Origin of the sequence: Psychrobacter sp. CAL346-MNA-CIBAN-0220, assembly GCF_040309805.1 — a bacterium.
In the GTDB taxonomy this organism is placed as follows: Bacteria; Pseudomonadota; Gammaproteobacteria; order Pseudomonadales; family Moraxellaceae; genus Psychrobacter.
The window spans coordinates 93,779-109,081 of record NZ_JBEOPF010000004.1 but is presented as its reverse complement, the minus strand read 5'-3'; the positions used below and the strand labels follow the sequence as shown (position 1 = coordinate 109,081).

The window sequence follows — 15,303 nt, the reverse complement described above, 5'->3', positions numbered from 1 at the left end:
GAGTTACCTGCACAATAGCAAATGAACATTTTTCCTCACATAGCCCCTACACTAGTAACATTTTGCGCTTACTTTTCATGCCAGCGAGTGTTTACAATGTGGTTGTCAACATTAGCTAGACGCAGTTTTAGAAAAACCCCATTAGAAATATATTATTATTAATAATATCGAATATAATAATTTAGGAGAGTAACAATGAGCTTTATTTGGATGATTATCGTAGGTTTAGTCGCTGGTCTGTTAGCACGTGCTATTAAACCAGGAACCGATTCGATGGGTTGGATTATGACCATCGTACTGGGTATTGTCGGTGCAATGTTAGGCGGTTTTGTTGCCGGTTTGGTTGGTATCAATGCAGACGGCGGCTTTACAGGTCTAATATTCTCAGTAATCGGTGCGATTATCTTATTATTCTTATATGAGATGATTGTGAACAAACGCCGTGTATAACTGGCTTGAATACTACTTCTTGTTAAGAAATAATGTTTTTTATCGATTAAAGTAGTATCTAACAATAGACATAAACTTATTAGATCAAGCAAACTAATTGACTGACTCTTGCTATAGATAGAGTATTGAACAGAAGAGGCTTTACGCGATGTAAAGTCTTTTTTATTTGCTATATTAACAGTTTTATAATGAATGGCGCTTAATCGAGAGTCGTAAAAGTATCCGCACTGATAGTGCGCCTTTATTAGTAGCATTTATGGTAATGTGACATGCTAGTACATTAATTTGCATTGATTCGTATTGATTAATGTCACTTCTGCCCTCATTTAATTTATAATAAACCGCCAATTCTAACCGCTATTATCGAGGTGAGCCGCAATGGCATTACTCCCTATCTTAAGCTATCCTGATCCACGCTTGCGCACGATTGCCAAGCCAATAAAAGAGGTCAATGATAAGATTCAAACCTTAATCACTGATATGATTGAGACTATGTATGATGCTGAAGGTATTGGGCTTGCAGCCTCACAAGTCGACCAGCATATTCAGCTGATTGTCATGGATTTATCCGAAAATAAAGACACGCCTATGGTGTTTATTAATCCAAAAGTAACGCCTCTGGTAGAAGAAAAGCAACCATATGAGGAAGGCTGTCTGTCTGTCCCTGATGTCTACGATAAGGTTGAGCGTCCTAATAAAGTGCGTATCGAGGCCCTAGACCAAGAGGGTGAAGTCATTGATAAAGAAGTAGAAGGCCTACTGGCAGTGTGTATTCAACATGAAATGGATCACTTGAACGGCATTATTTTTGTGGATTATTTATCGCACCTTAAACAGACCCGTGCGCGTGATAAAGTCCGTAAAGTACTTAAAATACGTGAAAAACAAGCAGAAAAAGAGCCTCAGCCTACTAACGCTTAACGCTTTTATTGCTTACGTTACGGTTATTCACTATGTTATTTTCATTCATTTTTTAGATAATTTATTGTCCTCCTTATTAAGGGTTTCTTACCATGACTATGATCAAAATCGACCAATACTTTGACCAGGCCAGCTGGCAGAAGTTTACTCATGTTGCTGAAGGTCGCGAGACCCCTTTTTTGGTGGTTGATCTGAGCCGTATCAAAACCAAATATCATGAAATGGTTGGACTATTTCCCAACGCTAATATTCACTATGCTATGAAAGCCAGCCCTGCCGTTGAAGTGATTAATATACTAGCAGAGCTGGGTTCAAACTTTGATTGTGCCTCCATTTATGAGCTCGATCGGGTATTAGACTGCGGCGTCGATGCCTCTCGTATCTCGTATGGTAATACCATCAAAAAAGCCAGAGATGTCAAATATGCTTATGAGAAAGGCGTGCACCTATATGCTACCGATTCAGAAGCCGATCTAAAAAATATCGCTAAGCACGCGCCAGGCTCAAAGATATTTGTACGTATTTTAGTGCAAGGGTCAGAGACTGCAGAGTGGCCCCTATCACGCAAATTTGGCTGCCATCCTAATATGGCCATCGATTTACTGGTCCAAGCGCGTGATTTAGGCTTAGTACCTTATGGCATCTCTTTTCATGTGGGCAGTCAGCAAAAAGATGTGGCAGCGTGGGATGACGCCTTGGCTAAAGTTAAATATATGTTTGACTGGATGCAAAATGAAGAGAACCTTAAACTACAAATGATTAACTTAGGTGGCGGCTTTCCGACTAACTATATTAGTGAAGTCAACCCGCTACAGGTCTATGCTGAAGAAATCAAACGCTATCTAAGCGATGATTATAGCGATGAAGACATGCCAGAGATCATCTTGGAACCTGGGCGCTCATTGGTTGGCGGTTCTGGAGTCCTGGTTAGTGATGTGGTGCTGATCTCACGTAAGTCGCATACTGATTTGACGCGCTGGGTCTATACCGATGTAGGACTATTTCAAGGGCTTATTGAGACTTTAGGCGAAGCGATTAAGTATCCGGTTTATACGCCAAAAATGGAAAATTCAATCAGCGAAGGTACGGTCGTGTTAGCTGGTCCAACGTGTGATTCGACCGATATCATGTACGAAGAAGCAGGATATAAGTTGCCAGAAGAGTTGGAGATTGGTGACAAAATATTCTGGCTAACGACAGGTGCTTATACCAACTCTTATTCGTCGGTAGAATTTAACGGTTTCCCACCATTAGAAGTCGTTTATATTGATTAGTTTTTAGTGGTTACGGACCATTCAATACCAGCTAATGACAATTAATGTCATCAGTATGATAGTAAAAAAGCGCAATACTGTGATTAGCAGTGTTGCGCTTTTTGGTGGCGCTAATATACTTTATTACGCCTAAAATTATATAAAAAACAGCCCTAAAGTTTATGCGATGATGCTTATGAGAATGAAGCAAAGAGCGCTTGGCCCCATAGTTAGTAAACTATCAAAGTCACTGGTTTGTCGTTATCCAAGATCCCATTACCCTACTGATGCTAATATTAAATAGCTGATGATTAAGGCTACTGCCCTAAAAGCCAGATAGAAAGGTTATTATTGCTATCGTTCGTGTTCCTACTACCGAAATCTGAGATTCGACTCTGAGCAGGTAGGTACCAACAGTGGTAATATAACGATACTTAAATCATATGCTCTTTATAACAATTAATAATTATTGTGATCAGCCACTTAAACCTAGGACATCTTGCATATTATATTGTCCAGCCGATTGCTGAATGACCCAAGTAGCCGCACGGACGGCACCAGCGGCAAAGGTCATTCGTGCCCGCGCCCGATGGGTAATTTCAATCACCTCACCATCAGCGATAAACATTACCGTATGATCGCCAACAATTTCACCACCGCGAATCGCATGAATACCGATGGTACCGGCTTCGCGCTCACCGGTCTGCCCTTCACGGCCATAGTTCACCACATCTTTTAGGTTTTGACCCCGCGCCTCGGCTACTGCTTCTGCCATCATATACGCCGTGCCGGATGGTGCATCAATTTTGTGCTTATGATGCGCTTCAATAATTTCTACATCGGCGTCGGTACCAAAAGCTTTAGCGGCCATTTGTAGTAGCTTTAATGATAAGTTAACGCCAGTGGAATAGTTACCTGCATAGACAACAGCAATGTTTTTGCTTACCGCCGCCAAGGCTTTTTCTTGCCGCTCATTAAAGCCGGTAGTGCCAATGACCATCGCTACCTTATGCTCAGCACAGACTTGCATATTCTGCTCAGTAGCATCGGGTAAGCTAAAATCAATGAGCACGTCAATGTCATTAATCACCGCTACTAAATCATCGACTATGTGTACGTTTAAGCATCCTATAGCTGCCACTTCACCAGCATCAGCACCGATGAGGCTTGAGCCTTGTCGTTCAATCGCTGCACTCAATATTGTCTTTGGATTGTCTTGTACGGCTTCAATTAACATGCGTCCCATGCGGCCGCCTGCACCGATAATGCCAATATTAATCATATTATCGTTTATTTGTTGATTCATGTTGGTATCCTAAAAATTTTATTATTTAAATTCTGATTTTGTCAGGAGATATAGTTGGTTTATTTTGAAACAGCTACCGGGTGGCTGGGAGAAATCTTTACCGGTCGCACGTAACTGTTAGCCTATCCATTTTATTGGGTATTAAAGGTAGCGGTTGATAAACGCTTGGAATATCATAGCATGAATTGATTTTTGCACCTTATTGGCGGCCCTAAAAAAAGTCCAGAAGTTTCACGTGAAACTTCTGGACTTAGACTGAGCGTTTTCATTCTATAATAATAGATTACTAAAAATAAGTGCTATCAGTCAAACAATTCACCAAACTTCTTAAAGAACGACTTTTTATGGGGTGACTGCTGATGATGGCTATCATCATCGAGCGTGTCCTGGAACTGACGCAGTAAGTCTTTTTGCTCACGGTTAAGGTTCACTGGAGTTTCAATAACCACCCGGCAAATCAAATCTCCTTTCATAGTAGTACGCACTGGCGTCACGCCTCTACCACGAACACGTAGCAGCTTGCCACTTTGTGTCCCTTCTGCAACCTTGACTTTAACTTTACCATCTAAGGTTGGTATTTCAACCTCTTTACCGAGCGCGGCATCAGTGATACTCACCGGCACGTCCATGTAGAGATCCGCTCCTTGGCGGGTAAACACATTGTGCGCTTTAACCCGAACTTCGACGTATAAGTCGCCATTTTGGACCCCTGCGCCGCCTGCTTCACCTTCGCCTGATAAGCGTACGCGGTCGCCATCATCGACACCCGCTGGGATAGAGACTTCCAAATTACGCGACTTATCTTTGACACCATTACCATGACAATCAGGGCATGGATTTTTGATTTGTTTACCTGTACCGCCGCACTGAGGACACGCTTGTTGTACCTGAAAAAAACCTTGCTGCATGCGTACTTGACCTTGACCATGACACAACTGGCAAGTCACTACATCCGAAGCATTTTTTGCGCCTTTACCATCACAAGTGTCACAAGGGGCTGGCGCGGTAAAGCTAATCTCTTTTTCGCAACCACGTACTGCCTCATCAAGAGTTAACTCAATGACATAACGCAAGTCTGAACCACGGCGCGAACGTCCGCCACCACCACCTCCTCGCGATTGGCCAAAAATATCACCAAAGTTGCCAAAGATATCGCCAAAGATATCTTGGAAATTACCCGCGCCTGCACCACCAAAACCGCCGCCACCCATACCGTTTTCAAAGGCAGCATGACCCATACGATCGTAGGCTGAACGCTTATCATCGTCACTAAGGACTTCATAAGCCATAGAGGCTTCTTTAAACTTATCTTCAGCATCAGGATCATCAGAATTACGATCCGGATGATATTTCATCGCCAGCTTACGGTAAGATCGTTTAATTTCTTTACTATCTGCAGTTTTACTGACACCTAATATCTCATAAAAATCGCGCTTACTCATGGGCTCTCCTATCGTCATCACAGTGCCACCAGCTGGCAGGGTTATCAACCACTTCGTCAACTTTCACAATGGTCTTTTTATACTTAACCCGATACCACTGTTTCACATGAAACATGGCGGTTAATGACGTAAAAAAGATGATAAATGAATGGACGTTGCAAGCTAAAACGGTGGGATGCTGTTTAACTAAATCAATTAATAAAAGTTTGCGCTATTAATGGTGATGATAAGTTGATTTATCAAGCGCCAAGCTAATGAAATTCTTAGTTAAGCTATTAAAGGGCAGCTAAGTTTTGTAAAAATCCTGTTTAGAGGACTCTAAAAGTCAGGGCTATAATAACTGGCTATCCATAATGAATGCTAGTCCGTCTATAGGATCATGACAAACTGACGTAACATTTTCATACCTTATATTCCATACCTTTAGAGTAGTCAGTCGTGCTAGTATTTATCGCCCTGATTATGATTTAACAATCTCAATAAACACGCAGGACAAACCCTGTAAAGGTAACGATATCTATGAAAAAGCTGACCACATTACTCCTGTTGCTGGTCGTCATCGCCGTGGCAATCTATGCCGGCTCACCTTATTACAGCGCTTATCAGCTCAAAAATGCCTATGATGCTAAGGACGGTGCCACCATCGCTGCCGCTATTGATTATGAGCAAGTGCGCCCTAGCGTTCAAACTCAGTTGACCAGTCAGTTTGCTAATACCATAACGCTGTATCCAATGGTTGCTGAGCTTGGTGGTAAACCGCTTATTCAAGCAGCAAATGGCTTTATTGCCCAGGCAGTAGAAGGGGCTATCACCCCACAAAATATAGAAAAATTAATTAATACTCAAGGGCAAGCTAATACTGCCACCAAAGAGTTGGCCGCCGCTTGGGCAATCTCCAATAATCAGGTCGACCTAAAAAACCTTATCCAAGATATGATCATTCAGCGTGGGGATATCGATGCGGTAGTCAAAAGCCAAATGCAGCAGGTAATGAGTAAACAAGCTGACCAACTGGAGCAGCAAGTCGCACAAGGGACGGATAGCGACAAACCAGTACTAAGCTACTGCGGTATCAATTGCTTTACTATCAGTGGTCAGGTTAAAGGTTATCCGCTCACTATAATGATGGAACGTGAAGGGTTTATTGGATGGAAAATCGTTGATATCGTCTTGCCTTAAGGTTTAGCTCTGGTTAAATTTAAATAGAATAGACACACTGATACTTAAGTGTGGCTGGTAAAATTTGCTTGCAGGGCGGCTATAACATTTTTCAATGCTGCAAAAATTTCTCTCAGCCTCGCCATATATATTTTATATCAAATACACAGCATCAAAAAACCGCCGCATCACTTAACAGGTTATGCGGCGGTTTGAGTGATAGTGGCTTAATTTACCAACCACTTTATCCTAGTAGGTTTACAGCTGTTACTGCAATCCTAAAAACTCTAAAAATTCCGGACTCTCAAAGCTCGCTTGAAACAGTACGCCATCTTCACGATAAATAGCGGGCGTAGCAAAGACTGCAAGTCCAGCCGCTTTTTCACGATTGGGTGCAATATAATCAGTGCTGCAACCTGCCGGCGCAGGGGTCATCTCACCTTTTAGCATGGCTTTATCTAACGCCTTACGACGACTGCTCTCATCAACTTGGCACCAGATACCACGCATTTGCTCTGGTGACTGCTCATAAATAGGATAGCCAATCGTTTTAACGGTCACGCCTTTTTTGTTGAGCATATCCAGCTGCTTATGCAGCATACGACAATAAGGACAATTGACGTCGGTTGCCACATAGATAACTGCTTTCTCAGGGCCAGTCGCTGGATAGGTAATCAGTTGCAACTCATCCAAGGCACTAAATACCGATTGATTTTTACGCTTCTCAAAATCCTCATCAAGCCCAGTAAATTGACCATTTTTGATTACTGATATTTCACCATCAGTAATATATTGGCCATCATCTGATACTAAGAACGGCACACCCTCAAGGGTTGCGCCCCAAATCACTCCCGCTACGGCAGTATAATAAAACGGGGTCTTGGCGGTCATGTTTTTGAGTGCGCCCATATTGGCAAGCATGGCAGATTTGACGGCAGCACTCACCGGCATGCCCGCTTGCGCACTCGTGCTACGTGTTGGGGTTTTGGTCACCAAACGCTTACTGGGGTTCTTTTGAAGCTCACCTTGGATAACGTATTGTCCATCCACAGTCATATGTAATGGTGGCTGACCTTCAAGGCTGATTTGATACATATTAGGCAGGTTAGAGGGTGTGATAGCAGTGATTGTTGTTTTAATGCCAGCTTGGGTGAGCACTTGCCGCAGATGACTATCGACAGTAGCGTTTACTTTGTCAGCTGCTGACGGACTTTGAACACTTTGGCTGCTGTTGCTACTACGGTTGTTTTCGCTTGTAGAATTAGTAGCGGTAGGCTGAGCGCAAGCGGTGGTAGCCAATAGTATGGCGGCAATAATACTGGTAGATTTGAATACAGGTCGTTTCACAAGGTAAGTCCTATCAGAATTTATACAAGATTATTAATAATACTATGTAAAAAAGTAGATTAATAAAATCTGCTGAGACTGTAGCACATTGGCTGATTTTTATAAGGGCAGGATAAGGGCTGAATGGTTTATTTTGCAAAACTGCTACCCAGCTTTAAGAGACAGGCAACATCGACAGCCAGCTCGCTTTATTAGGTGGCTGCTGCCGATGGTTTTTTTTGAAAGGTAACCTCTTTGAAAATAATTGCAAAACTGTTTTTAATAAATGGATAGCATGTAAAAAATCTTCCCTAAAATTGTGCCACTTCTTCCTTAGTCAAAAAGCGGCTGTCACCTTTTTCCAGGCCTTCTAAAGTGATATGGCCGATACTAGCACGGTGCAACTCCGTGACTCTATTACCAAAATAACCCATCATTCTTTTGACCTGATGGTATTTGCCTTGCTCTAAAGTTAGGCGCGCGTGAGTATCATCGATGAACTCAAGAATGGCAGGTTTGGTCTCTTCATGGTCCCCTTCTAATAAAATACCATCTGCGACTTCTTGCACGGCATTGGTCTGCGCATCGCTATCCATAGGATCAGCCAAGGTCAGCTCGTATATTTTGGCATGTTCGTGCTTCGGGCTGGTAACACGGTGTAACCATTTGCCATCATCGCTGATAATCAGTGCGCCAGTGGTATCAACATCGAGGCGGCCAGCAATACGCAAGCTGCCCGATTCTGGTACGGCGATTAGCTCAGTAACGATAGGATATTCTTTCACTTTCAAAGTACATTCAAAGCCTTCAGGCTTATGCAATAAAATATAACGATTGCCTGCCGCAACCGATAACGGCTCGCCGCCCCAAATCACGTCATCATTTAAAATATCAACGTGTACACCAGGATCTTTGATGACTTTATCATTGACAGTGACTTCACCGGCATGCAGGATTCTTTTGGATTCTTTGCGAGACAGCTCGGTGGCTTTACTAATAAATTTATCTAAACGCATGCTATTTGCTACCATCAGTTGCTATATAGTCAAACCTATATAAACCCGCTCCAGCGTCACCCTCGTTTGATGTGCCTGCTTTGATAAACGCGCCACTATCTGTGCTCGGCTTTCTGGTATCGGAATTATTTAGTTTAGTCTATAGTAGGGAATAAAATGAACACTGTGCCAAATATGGACAGCAGTGATAATATTGCAAGTTTAGCATATTCAACCTATACCTAGGGTGTGTCATCAATGAGATTATGAGCTATCAAACGTTACAGCGCGCGGTTACTGCTCGTCTTGAGATTAAAAAATCTCAGTTTATCGCTTACGCTTATCCAGTGACCTCACGGGAACAAGCTATGTTTCACGTGGAACAACTGCGTATAAAGTATGCCGATGCCCGCCACTTCTGCTGGGCATATATTATTGGCGACCCTAATAATACTACTAGCGCTGGCTTCGATGATGATGGCGAGCCCAACGGTACCGCAGGACGACCGATATTAAATGTCCTTCAGCATAAAGCGATTGGCAACATTATCATTGTCGTCGTGCGTTACTTTGGCGGCATTAAGCTGGGTGCTGGTGGCCTAACTCGCGCTTATGCAGGCTCCGCCCAAGCAACCGTTGATGAGATGACATTAAGCCCTTATGTGCCCATGACTCAAGTACAGATACAAGCTGGGTTTGCTACTGAAGCGCAGTGTCGCTATGTGGTCGACAATTTACACGGTAGCATTGACGACGTCGCTTACAGTAAGCAGGTAATGTTAACCGTTACTATCGCTGAACGTGATATTGAGGCGTTAAAAACAGAGCTAGCGATGGCGGGCAAAGTATTAGAGACTACTGATTGAGCACCTTATTAATAATTGTTACTTCAATGGTTATTATTTCAGTGGCTATGTGTTCACTGAACCGTTCACTAAAAAATATTGGAACTAAACCCATAGCTTAGTATGATAGATAGCAAAAGAAAAGTCGGCTCATTGCATCTGTTTTATTAAAAACTTCATGATAATAACTTTCATAACAATAGTTACTTCTGTTTCACGTGAAACTTTATTGTTTAGAGCTTAAATAAGATTATCAATCTACCCTCCTACGTTTCTTTCCTTTTTTTAATCACACCTGATACTATTTTATGACTACTTTTACCTATAATGAATTTAAGCCACCGTTCTGGTTGGCGAATGCCCACTTGCAAACTATCTTGCCCCGTTTCATTGCGCCCAATGTGCCTATATATCGTCGTGAATTGATCAAGGACTCGCTAGATGAAAGCGAAGTAGCTTATGACTTTTATGATACCAACGATATTATATTATCCGATGACAAATATCATAAGCCATTAGTTGTATTATTTCATGGGATGGAAGGCAGTAGCGACAGCCATTATGCGCGTACTTTAGCGTATGCGGCGCACAATCAAGGCTGGCATTTTGTGGTCGCCCATTTCCGTAGCTGTGGCGGTGTGCCAGTAAAAGGCACTGTATTTTATGATGCGGGCGACACCGCTGAGCTTGAGCATGCGCTGCAATATTTAGCACGTAAATACAGCACCATTTATGGCGTTGGGGTTTCATTAGGTGGCAATGCATTGGCTAAATATATGAGCGACTATGGGCAGCAAGCAATTTGCACAGCGGCAGTAGTGGCCTCGGCACCAGTTGACCTAATATCATCGTCATTGGCCATGGAACGCTTCGTCGGTCGGCGCATTTATACGCCTTATCTACTAAGTCCTATTATCCAAAAGGCTATTGATAATAACCTAACAGAAGAGGAAATCAGAGCGGTCAAAGCCACCAACCTGATCAGTGAGTTTGATAATATCTTTACCGCCCCTCGTCATGGCTATCGCTCGAAGAACGACTATTATCATAAAGCCTCTGCCCTACCACATCTGATTCATATTGCTAAGCCTACTCTAATGATTAGTGCCAAAGACGATCCATTTTTAGGGGCGACCGCTACTATGGGCGACGTTTCCAAAAGTGTCACTTTGCTTAATACTCAACATGGTGGTCATATTGGCTTTTTGGATTATCAAAATCGTAAGTTTAATTTGGATTGGTTACCTGAGACCGCAATGCGTTTCTTTAAAGATGTCGGCTAAGCTGTTTAACAATAGCAATACCTGAATTTTTATAACATCTAAAAATATAAACCTAAGCCATTTATTGTATCTATAAAAAAGAGTGTTGCTATGTATCCGTTTATTCGTTATGCCACCACTATTGCGCACGCTGCGTTACAAGTAAAAAAAGGCCATACGCTTCAGCTTAGTGATGTCAGTGAGATTACCTTGCGTTGTCGCTTGACGGATATTGACAACTTTTTAGAGATGAATAACGGACGCGTACTGACGCTATATGATTTAGGGCGTACAGACTTTGCGGTACGTACCGGACTTGGCATGCAATTGCTCAAGCAGCGTTGGGGGTTAGTGGTAGCTGGTAGTACGATTCAATACCGTAAGCGTATTCGCGCCTTTCAAAAAGTCACCCTAAAAACGCAAATAGTGGGCTTTGATGAACGCTGGATTTATATTGAACAATCTATGTGGGTTAAAGGCAAACCGTGCTCATCCGCACTGCTACGAACTGGCGTTACTGAAGGTGGTAAAGTGGTAGCAACTGAGCGTGTGCTTGCTGCTTTAGGGCAAGCTGATTTAAATATGCCACCAGAGAAATGGGTACAAGATTGGATTGATGGTGATAAAGCTCACCGTTGGCCACCAATGGATTAACTTTATTCAGAGGTCTCTTCGATAATTTGTCATAATCAACTAACCTTAAGGTTACTATTTTATAACAATACATTATATAAATAAGTATATTAAATGGTAGGATACTAGAGAGTTTATTATTTAATTAGATGTTATTTAATTAAATACCATCTTACGAGGAGAATAATATGGTTACTACTACAGATTATGTCGGTACATTATTTGATAACGAAAGCAATCCAAACAAAATTACTGTCGCGTTTACGATGGCAGTCACCGCTTTAGAGAAAGATCATTCCGCATCGGTTATCTTGATGGTGGATGCGGTGCATTTAGCGCTACCTAAAGCGTTAGATAGCATTGATATTGGTGCTCCTTTCAAACCTGCAAACGAGTTACTAGAAGCGTTTATGGAGAAAGGTGGGCAAGTATTGGTCTGCAAAGCATGCATGGTTCATAATAATGTTGATGAGTCAGCAATTGACCCTCGCTTCGGTGTTATAAGCGCTGATGATGTGGTTGAGCTGCTGATGAGTGCGAAAGGCTCGTTGCAACTGAACTAATAAATAAGCAGTTAAAGGCAGGTTACTTTTTATCTTAGGCTTAATAAAACCAACCCACCCTACCCAATAAAAAAGAAACACTAGATATCCTGATGTTTCTTTTTTTTTATTTAAGAGCAAAATTTTCAACCTACCAATATTACTTTTCCTTAAGCCCCACCCGAAAAGCCTTATAATCATTCGCCGTACTTTTCACTGCCTCTATCATCGGTATATGACCAACCTCATCCATCATAATCACTTGCGCTTGTGGCATTAACTCAGACATTAATTTAGCGGTCTCAGTCTTTATCACTTTGTCCTCAGCGCCCCAAACAATCAGCGTGGGAATATTATGTTTTGCGACGACTTTGGCGCGCTCCTCGACATTATCTTCAATAATCTGTTCAATAATTTTAGCTTGTAAATCGCGATTGGCGATACTCTCCTGTGCAAAGACGGCCTGTACGGTTTTAGGAATATAAGGCGGCTTGTACATCACTAGTTTATACAAGGCAAAATATTCCTTAGTAGTATCAATCACCAGTGGATTATTATCAGGGGTCGCTTCCAGAAATTCTTCCCGCAAACCTGCTGACCAAAAGCCACCACTGTCCAATAGCCACAAGCTTTTGACATTGTTTGGATACATTGCCGCATAGGCAACACTGATGCCACCGCCCATCGAATTGCCGCCAACATGAATGGCCGAGGCCAACCCTTTGAATTGTAGTAGCTCATGCAAGCGCTGTGCTTGCGCGTCGGCGCGATAGTCTGCCGTCATTGGCTTACTAGAATCGCCAAAGCCTAACAAGTCTGGGATAATCAGATGATAGCCTTCTAACTTATCCGCAATGCGAGTAAAGTTGTCTTTATTACCACCGAAGCCGTGGATTAGTAATAAGGGCGCGCCAGCCAAATTGCCGCCTTCGAGATAAGCCATTTTATCACCGGACGCCAGCATAAATGCTTTGGTCTTAAGGTTTGATTTAACCCGTTCATGATTTATGAGTTTTTGGGTGGTGGCAACCGTTAAGGTGTTGGGCGTCGTACAACCCACGATAGAAAGAGTCAGCAGGGCTGCAAGACTTGTGCGCGCTAATGTCATCAAAATGTCTCTACTAATAACAGGCAAAAAGTAATTTGAGGACGCAATCTTAGCACAAGCTGATTTATTGCAACCTGATTTGTGACAAGCATATTTTACATGAGGTATTATTTCAGCGGCTACCGTTAGGAGTATGCTGCTTTATCGCGTTAAGCTTAACTAATAATAGCAATTGCCCTGCTTGCAAAGCTCCGCTACCGTCAGTTATGGAAAACTAAATACCACTAACAGGAAGTACAACCTATGTCATTACTAGACCAGATTGGAATAACTCATCCCATCATCCAAGCCCCAATGGCAGGTGGCGCTACTACGCCTGAATTAATTGCTACTGTCAGTAACTTCGGTGGACTTGGCTCATTAGGAGGGGGTGCGACCGCGCCAGCTGTTTTAAATAAACAAATCAATGAAATCAAAACGCTCACTGATCATCCATTTATGATTAATTTAATGGTGTTATCAGAGCAGGATGCCAGTACTTTTGATACGTCTATGCCAGATTGGCTTAACCAATATTATCAAGAGCAGCAGATTGCGGCAGAGTTGCCTGAGCGCCCCGCACATAGCTTCACTGAGCAGCTACAAGTACTGTATGACAATCCAGTACCCGTTGCTAGCTTTACCTTTGGTATTATCAGCGCCGAGCAAGTTCAGCGCTTGCAGCAATTAGGTACTTGCGTCATTGGTACGGCCAACCATCCATTAGAAGCGCAAGCTTGGGCAGATATCGGAGCAGATGCGGTGTGTGTGCAAGGGGTTGAAGCAGGCGGACACCGTGGTGGTTGGTTGCCACAAAGCGCAGCTGACCCACTAGGTTTACTAACCCTAATTAGCCAAACGCGCGCTGGTACTGATATTCCGTTAATAGCTGCTGGCGGCATCATGACCGGACAGGATATCAAAGCGGTACAAATGGCGGGCGCACAAATGGCTCAGCTTGGTACCGCGTTTTTAACCACAGACGAATCTGGTATTAGTGACATTTATAAACAAGCACTACTCGATGCCAGTCATGGCACGCGCAGTACTGAAACGCGTTTGACCCGTCTATTTTCAGGGAAACAGGCACGTGGTTTGCTGAATGATTATTTAACTGACTTCGCCAATTTCGATAATGCTGATAGCTTGCCGCCTTATCCGCAATTAAATGCCATGACCAAATTTATGCGTGCCAATGCTGGGAGCAATGGCGACGTGGAACATTTATCATTATGGGCAGGTCAAGGCGTGGCACTAGTCAGGCAAGAACGCACTATTGAGTTATTAGCGCGACTGGTGCAAGATTTATAAGCGCTGGTTTTAATACCCTGTTATCCTTCTTTACCCTTCTTTTAATAAAAAATCCACCGCTGCTGCCGCATGAATGGCAGCGGTATCAAATACTGGAATCGGGCTGTCGTCTTGACTAATGAGCAGTCCAATTTCAGTACAACCTAATATCACTCCCTCAGCGCCTTGTGCTGCCAATTGCTTAATGACTTCAACATAATATTGTCGTGAGCTATCCTGAAATTGCCCTAGGCACAGCTCCTGCTTGATAATACGATGCACTTCTTGCTGCGCTACGGTATCTGGTATTAACACCTTTAAGCCAGCGTTAACAAGGCGCTGCTTATAAAAGTCTTCAGTCATGGTGAACTGTGTACCCAGTAACGCGACTGTCTTGAGCCCTTGTGTATTAATGGCTTGCGCCGTCACCTCTGCGATATGAATGATAGGTAAACCAGTGGCTGCCTGCAATTTGTCGACTACTTTATGCATGGTATTAGTGGCAAGCAGTAAACCTTGCGCGCCCGCAGCTTGTAGGCGTGTGCCGCTACTCGTCATTATCACACCCAACGCTTCCCACTCGCCTTGCTCTTGTAGCTCGTTAATCTGTGCAAAGTCAACGCTGTGAATCAGTAAGTCTGCTGAATGCAAACCGCCTAGTTTTTCTTTGACGCCTTGATTAATCAGTCGGTAATAGCTTTGAGTACTTTCCCAGCTCATACCGCCGATAATGCCTAATGTTCGTTGCTGAAGGGTTTGCTGCTGATAAAGGGACATACTGACGCCTTATTTA

The 15,303-nt window shown here is 43.0% G+C and carries 15 protein-coding genes; 9 read left to right on the top strand and 6 right to left on the bottom strand.

Going from position 1 to position 15,303, the window contains the following annotated elements; genetic code table 11:
- The first annotated feature begins 195 nt into the window (after positions 1 to 195).
- The 3 genes from AAEY88_RS09405 to AAEY88_RS09395 all read left to right on the top strand — a co-directional run bounded on the left by AAEY88_RS09405 (position 196) and on the right by AAEY88_RS09395 (position 2,645).
- Entirely contained in the window at positions 196 to 450 is a 255-nt protein-coding gene (locus AAEY88_RS09405; RefSeq protein WP_350561748.1) for a GlsB/YeaQ/YmgE family stress response membrane protein, read from the top strand.
- Positions 451 to 828: 378 nt separating this feature from the next.
- Positions 829 to 1,371: a peptide deformylase gene (gene def / locus AAEY88_RS09400; RefSeq protein ID WP_350561746.1), complete on the top strand. Its 543-nt coding sequence runs from the start codon at positions 829 to 831 to the stop codon at positions 1,369 to 1,371.
- Positions 1,372 to 1,469: 98 nt separating this feature from the next.
- Entirely contained in the window at positions 1,470 to 2,645 is a 1,176-nt protein-coding gene (locus AAEY88_RS09395; RefSeq protein WP_350562059.1) for a type III PLP-dependent enzyme, read from the top strand.
- Positions 2,646 to 3,099: 454 nt separating this feature from the next.
- On the opposite strand, the gene dapB is transcribed toward AAEY88_RS09395, so the two are convergent.
- Positions 3,100 to 3,930 (bottom strand): 4-hydroxy-tetrahydrodipicolinate reductase, encoded by an 831-nt coding sequence (dapB, locus tag AAEY88_RS09390; RefSeq protein WP_350561744.1) that lies wholly within the window; start codon positions 3,928 to 3,930, stop codon positions 3,100 to 3,102.
- Between the two features lie 302 nt (positions 3,931 to 4,232).
- Entirely contained in the window at positions 4,233 to 5,372 is a 1,140-nt protein-coding gene (gene dnaJ, locus AAEY88_RS09385) for a molecular chaperone DnaJ (protein ID WP_350561742.1), read from the bottom strand.
- Positions 5,373 to 5,891: 519 nt separating this feature from the next.
- On the opposite strand from dnaJ, the gene AAEY88_RS09380 reads away from it, so the two are divergent.
- Positions 5,892 to 6,551: a DUF2939 domain-containing protein gene (locus AAEY88_RS09380; RefSeq protein WP_350561740.1), complete on the top strand. Its 660-nt coding sequence runs from the start codon at positions 5,892 to 5,894 to the stop codon at positions 6,549 to 6,551.
- A 246-nt stretch (positions 6,552 to 6,797) separates the two neighbouring features.
- Here the strand turns inward: AAEY88_RS09380 and AAEY88_RS09375 are convergent, their stop codons facing one another.
- Complete coding sequence (locus tag AAEY88_RS09375; RefSeq protein WP_350561738.1) at positions 6,798 to 7,877, bottom strand: disulfide isomerase DsbC N-terminal domain-containing protein; 1,080 nt, start codon at positions 7,875 to 7,877, stop codon at positions 6,798 to 6,800.
- A 290-nt stretch (positions 7,878 to 8,167) separates the two neighbouring features.
- The gene (locus tag AAEY88_RS09370) at positions 8,168 to 8,872 is read right to left on the bottom strand and encodes a 16S rRNA pseudouridine(516) synthase (protein ID WP_350561736.1); all 705 of its coding nucleotides are present in this window, start codon (positions 8,870 to 8,872) and stop codon (positions 8,168 to 8,170) included.
- A 245-nt stretch (positions 8,873 to 9,117) separates the two neighbouring features.
- Between AAEY88_RS09370 and AAEY88_RS09365 the strand changes: the two genes are divergently transcribed.
- The 4 genes from AAEY88_RS09365 (at position 9,118) to AAEY88_RS09350 (ending at position 12,154) form a co-directional block, all read left to right on the top strand.
- Positions 9,118 to 9,717, top strand: a complete 600-nt coding sequence (locus tag AAEY88_RS09365; RefSeq protein WP_350561734.1) for a YigZ family protein — start codon at positions 9,118 to 9,120, stop codon at positions 9,715 to 9,717.
- A gap of 287 nt (positions 9,718 to 10,004) precedes the next feature.
- The gene (locus AAEY88_RS09360) at positions 10,005 to 10,979 is read left to right on the top strand and encodes an alpha/beta fold hydrolase (RefSeq protein ID WP_350561732.1); all 975 of its coding nucleotides are present in this window, start codon (positions 10,005 to 10,007) and stop codon (positions 10,977 to 10,979) included.
- A gap of 90 nt (positions 10,980 to 11,069) precedes the next feature.
- Complete coding sequence (locus AAEY88_RS09355; protein ID WP_350561730.1) at positions 11,070 to 11,612, top strand: acyl-CoA thioesterase; 543 nt, start codon at positions 11,070 to 11,072, stop codon at positions 11,610 to 11,612.
- 167 nt (positions 11,613 to 11,779) lie between these two features.
- Positions 11,780 to 12,154 carry a DsrE family protein gene (locus tag AAEY88_RS09350; RefSeq protein ID WP_350561728.1) on the top strand — a complete coding sequence of 125 codons (375 nt, stop codon included), beginning with the start codon at positions 11,780 to 11,782 and terminating at the stop codon, positions 12,152 to 12,154.
- Between the two features lie 139 nt (positions 12,155 to 12,293).
- Here AAEY88_RS09350 and AAEY88_RS09345 read toward each other — a convergent pair whose 3' ends face one another.
- Complete coding sequence (locus tag AAEY88_RS09345) at positions 12,294 to 13,241, bottom strand: alpha/beta hydrolase (protein WP_350561726.1); 948 nt, start codon at positions 13,239 to 13,241, stop codon at positions 12,294 to 12,296.
- Between the two features lie 243 nt (positions 13,242 to 13,484).
- Here AAEY88_RS09345 and AAEY88_RS09340 point away from each other — a divergent pair, with 243 nt between their 5' ends.
- Positions 13,485 to 14,531: a nitronate monooxygenase gene (locus tag AAEY88_RS09340; protein ID WP_350561724.1), complete on the top strand. Its 1,047-nt coding sequence runs from the start codon at positions 13,485 to 13,487 to the stop codon at positions 14,529 to 14,531.
- Between the two features lie 30 nt (positions 14,532 to 14,561).
- On the opposite strand, the gene AAEY88_RS09335 is transcribed toward AAEY88_RS09340, so the two are convergent.
- Positions 14,562 to 15,287, bottom strand: a complete 726-nt coding sequence (locus AAEY88_RS09335; RefSeq protein ID WP_350561722.1) for an aspartate/glutamate racemase family protein — start codon at positions 15,285 to 15,287, stop codon at positions 14,562 to 14,564.
- Positions 15,288 to 15,303 lie beyond the last annotated feature (16 nt).